This window comes from uncultured Microbacterium sp. (assembly GCF_913776565.1).
In the GTDB taxonomy this organism is placed as follows: Bacteria; Actinomycetota; Actinomycetes; order Actinomycetales; family Microbacteriaceae; genus Microbacterium.
This window is the reverse complement of record NZ_CAJYPF010000091.1, coordinates 1-4981: the sequence shown is the minus strand read 5'-3', so window position 1 is coordinate 4981 and position 4981 is coordinate 1. Positions and strand designations below refer to the sequence as shown.

Here is a 4981-nt window from a genome sequence, read left to right as displayed (position 1 = left end):
TGAAGCCCGCGGGCGTGGGCTCGATGAAGGGTCTGTGCCCCTTCCACGACGAGCGCAGCCCGAGCTTCAACGTGCGCCCGCAGGTGGGCTACTACCACTGCTTCGGGTGCGGCGAGTCGGGCGACGTCTACTCGTTCCTGCGCGCGATGGACCACGTCTCGTTCACCGAGGCCGTCGAGCGCATGGCCGCTCGCGTGGGGTACACCCTGCACTACGAAGACGGGGGAGCCGCCCCCGAGACCTCCGGGCGCTCGCGCCTGTACGCCGCCAACGCCGCCGCGGCGGAGTTCTTCCGCGCTCAGCTCATGACTCCCGAGGCCGAGACGGGCCGTCGGTTCCTCGGCGATCGCGGCTTCGACGCCGGAGCGGCCGCGCACTTCGGGGTCGGCTACGCGCCGAAAGGCTGGTCGCACCTGCTCGACCACCTGAGCGCGCAGAAGTTCACCCGCGACGAGCTGCTGCAGGCCGGACTGGTGTCGCAGGGCCAGCGGGGCGTCTACGACCGCTTCCGCGGCCGTCTGGTCTGGCCCATCCGCGACATCACGGGGCAGGTCATCGGCTTCGGTGCGCGCAAGCTCTACGACGACGATCAGGGCCCCAAGTACCTCAACACCCCCGAGACCCCGCTCTACAAGAAGACGCAGGTGCTCTACGGGCTCGACCTGGCCAAGCGCGACATCTCGCGCTCGCACCGCGTCGTCGTCGTCGAGGGCTACACCGACGTCATGGCCTGCCACCTCGCGGGGGTGACCACGGCGATCGCCTCGTGCGGAACGGCGTTCGGCAGCGACCACATCACGGTCCTGCGCCGCGTCATGGGCGACGACAGCGCCTCGGGCGAGGTGGTCTTCACCTTCGACCCCGACGCCGCGGGGCAGAAGGCCGCATTGCGCGCCTTCGCCGACGAGAAGAGATTCGCCGCGCAGACCTATGTCGCCGTCGCGCCCGAGGGCCTCGATCCCTGCGACCTGCGCCTGCAGCGCGGAGACGGCGCCGTGCGTGCGCTGATGGATGCCAAGGCCCCGATGTTCGAGTTCGTCATCGACCAGCGCCTCAAGGACTTCAACCTCTCCAGCGTCGAGGGGCGCGCTGGCGCCCTCCACGCGGCTGCCCCGATCGTCGCCGACATCCGCGACCCCGCCCTCCGGCCCGGCTACGTCCGGGTGCTCGCGCGGCGCCTGGGCCTCGATATCCCCGAGGTGCAGTCCGCCGTCGAGCGCGCCGCACGCGGGGCCGACCGCGCCGAGAAGCGCGACGCGCAGCGCACGGCCGAACCGGCTCCGATCGCGGTGTCGGTGACCATGGCATCCCTCCCGCACACCCGTGACGTGGCGCTCGAGCGGGGGGCGATGATGGCCTTCCTGCAGTACGGCCACCGCATCGACCCCGACATCTTCCTGCGGGCTCTGCAGACGCCGTTCGGCCACCCGGCGCTCGAAGCCGTGCGCAGCGCCCTGGCCTCCACCGATCTGTCGCAGGCCGGATGGGCCGTCACCGCTGTGGAGTCGGTGCGCGAGCCCTTCCGCTCGCTCGCGGCCGAGCTGCTGACCGCCGAGTTCCCCGCGCGCACCGAAGAGGGAGCCGTCGCCTCGGCGAACGACCTCGCCCGCGGGCTGCTCGTGCGCGAGCTGCAACGTGAGAAGGACGAGTTGCTGCGCGGCATCCAGCGGGTCCCCGCCGACAGCGAAGAGGGCCGGCGCCTGCGGCTGCGACTGCGCGAATTGGATGCCGACCGCCAACGACTCGTCGTCAGCTGAGCCGCGTCGACTGGTGCACGCGCGCCGGGTGGGTGAGGATGAGGGCATGCCCCGGTCCCTCGACACCGACGTCGCCCTCCGCACCGACGACCTCTCCCTCGCGCGCAACGGCGTGCGCGTCATCGACGGGATCACCGTGACGCTCCCCGCGGGGCGGACGCTCGTGGTGCGGGGAGCGACCGGATCCGGCAAGACCTCGCTCGTGTCGCTGCTGGCCGGTCACCCCGACGACGGGCTGACGGTCGTCGGCGGCGACGCGCGCGTGCACGGTATCTCGGCTCGCCGGCCCGGCCGGGCGCGCCGCGAGTGGGTCTTCCACACGGGCTACCTGCCGCAGGGCGCCGGAGCCGCGCTGCCTTCCCGGCTGACCGTGCACGACGTCATCTCCGAGCCGATCACCAGCCGCGACCGCAAGGTCAACACGCGCGCTCTCGCGGTGCGGGTGGCGACCCTGCTCGATGAGATGGAGTTGCCGCTGGGTACCGCCCCGAAGTATCCCTACGAGCTCAGCGCCGGCATGCGCCAGCGCGTGGCCCTGGCGCGGGCTCTCGTCCTCGAGCCGCGTCTGCTCGTCGCCGACGATCTGTACGCCAACCTCGACCTCGAGGTGCGCGCCGCGGCGCGGGCAGCCCTGACCCGCCGCCGCGACGAGAGGGGCATGGCCTCGCTGATCGTCACGAACGACGCCGAGGCGGCGCGGGAATTGGATGCCGATGTGCTCGTGCTGCACGCGGGACACGCGATCGGGCTCGGCCACGGCGACCAGGGGGTGCAGTGGACGCCCGACGGCACGCCCGAGCGACGCATTTCGGCGCCGTGATTTCTTCGCGGCGCCTCGATCCTGTTAGTATCGTGGGGTTGCCCGCCGCACGGTGAGCATGATCCTCGGTAGCTCAATTGGCAGAGCAATCGGCTGTTAACCGATAGGTTCTTGGTTCGAGTCCAAGCCGGGGAGCCACAGAAGGCCCGTCTCCACAGAGGCGGGCCTTCGTCGTTCACGCGTCAGGTACCGCAACCCTGACGGCGTCTATGCAGCCATCGAGGTGGAGTCCGGGAATGCCAGCGGCATCCCCGGGCAGCAGGAGTTCGACCGGCTGGTCTCCCCTCAGAACCCCGCGACCGCGCGTGTGGACGGAGTTCGCCTGACCGCCACCCGAGGGCGCCCGACCGTGTTCCCCCTGCGAGCGCCCACCTCGGTCCACCCGTCGGGCACGATCCGCGTGACGACCGCGACACACGCCCCGATCGTTTCGACGACGATCACCACGGAGGGGACGACCGCATTCGCGGCCGCCCCCTCCATCGTCTTCCCGGCGCTCAGCGACGCTGAGCGCGTCGCCGTCCGATGGCCATCAGCCCGCCGATCAGCAGGAGGGCGCCGACCGCGATGCCCAGGCCGGGTGCCGCGGCACCCGTGATCGCCAGTCCGCCGGCCGCACCCCGCACGGGCGGGGTCGTCCCCGCGGCCCCCGGGGTGGGGGAGGCGGACGGGTCGGTGCCGGGCGTCGCGCCCGCACCGGAGCCGGGCTGGGTCCCCGGGTCCGTCCCGGGATCGGTCCCCGGGTCCGTCCCCGGATCGGTCCCGGGATCGGTCCCCGGGTCCGTCCCGGGATCAGTCCCCGGGTCCGTCCCGGGGTCAGTCCCCGGGTCCGTCGCCTCGGCGATGAACTCGACCACGCCCCAGCGAGCCGTGCTCTGGTAGCCGGTGCCGGTGGGATCGGCCCACGTCTTCACCGCGTAGCGTCCGCCGGGACGCCCGTCGTTGACCTGGAAGTCGATGCCGTGCACCGTCCCGAGACCGCCGAGGGGCACGTCGCTCTGTCCACCCGACTGCCCGGTCAGCTCGATCGCCACCTCGACGCGGTATCCCGTGTCGGTGCGGGTGGTGACACTGGCCGCCACTCGCGCCTGCTGGGTCGCGGTGTCGCCGGACCCGAACGACAGCACGTTGTCGGCCGAGATCCGGATCTGGGTATCGTTCGGGCCGAAGCCACCGGCCTTGGTGTTGCCGAGGTCGAGGAACAGCTCGACGCTGTCCTGCTGCCACGGGTCGCTCGCCGAGAGGTCGATCACCGGGTCGGTCACGTCGTAGAGCACGTACAACGTGTTGCCGCTCCACAGCGTGCGCACCTCTGCGCTCGCGCCGTCGGCGGCGCCCTCGACGGTGCGGCCGGTCAGGGCCACGGGCGCGTCGTCGTATGCGGCATCCCTCTGTCCGTCGACCGTGGGCGCGGTGCCCTCGGGCACCTGCACGAACGACAGCGGTTCGAGGAACGACAGCCGTCCCGTGGCCCCCGGGGAGTTCCACGCGCCGACGACCTCGCCGCCTCGCTCCAGCCGCACGTCGAAGTCGGCGCTCTGCCCCGCCGCCACGCCCGCGTGGGGCAGGTGCGCCAGCGTGTAGGTCACGCCGTCGACGACCTCTTGCGCTCCCGGTACGGAACCGGCCGATCCCTCGGCGTAGACGTATTCCCGGCCCCCGTAGGTGAAGGCGACGCGGTCGGGGGTCTGGGGCGACCGCACGATCACCGCGAGATGGTCGGCGTTCCACCGCGCCTGCCACCCGCCCGCGTCCGACGTCAGGGGAGCCAGCGGCAGGTTGCGCCACTCGGGAGCGTCGGTGAACCCGGGCCCGGGCGAGACGTCGCCCTCGAACACGTTCGCCGTCGTCACCAGCGGCGGCAGCCCCGCGTCGTCGCCGATCGCGCCGTAATAGGCGGGCTTGGGCTGCAGAGCGCCGGTGAACAGCAGCGGCTGCTGTTCGGCGCGCCACGAGCGCGTATCGGTGAGACCCCACACGGTGGCCGAGAAGAGACGCTCCGCCGCGGGTGCAGAGGTCTGGTACTCGCGCAGCAGGTCGAACACGTCGCGGTAGAAGTACCCCTGGCGCACCCGATTGGGCTCGTCGGCGGGGTTGATCGTCACGTCGAGCTCGGTGATCGCCTGGGCCAGGCCCAGACCCTCGAAACGCTCCAGCGCGCCGCGCAGGGCGGCGAGCGGAGTGTTGATCGAGGTGTGGAACTGGTGTCCGACGCCGTCGATGGGCACCCCGGCGGCGAGCAACCGCTTCACGAGCGCCTCGTACTGCGCGCCCTTGGCGTCGATCTCGGTGTTGTAGTCGTTGATGAACAGCTTCACGGGGCGGTCGGTGCCCGGCGCCGCGTACTCGCGGTTGAACGCCTCGTCGGCGTTCTGGAACGCCAGGCGGATGAACTCCTCTCCGA

3 protein-coding genes and 1 tRNA gene are annotated in these 4981 nt (G+C 71.7%); 3 read left to right on the top strand and 1 reads right to left on the bottom strand.

Features of this window, described 5'->3' with window-relative positions:
- From dnaG to QZ433_RS05030, 3 genes are all read left to right on the top strand, one after another.
- On the top strand, positions 1-1757 hold a 1757-nt coding region (gene dnaG, locus QZ433_RS05040), incomplete at its 5' end, for a DNA primase (RefSeq protein WP_295780390.1).
- A 46-nt stretch (positions 1758-1803) separates the two neighbouring features.
- On the top strand, positions 1804-2577 hold the full coding sequence (locus QZ433_RS05035; protein WP_295780388.1) for an ATP-binding cassette domain-containing protein: 774 nt from the start codon (positions 1804-1806) through the stop codon (positions 2575-2577).
- A 62-nt stretch (positions 2578-2639) separates the two neighbouring features.
- Positions 2640-2715 (top strand) — tRNA-Asn (locus QZ433_RS05030).
- A gap of 359 nt (positions 2716-3074) precedes the next feature.
- Here the strand turns inward: QZ433_RS05030 and QZ433_RS05025 are convergent.
- On the bottom strand, positions 3075-4981 hold a 1907-nt coding region (locus QZ433_RS05025), incomplete at its 5' end, for a sugar-binding protein (RefSeq protein ID WP_295780385.1).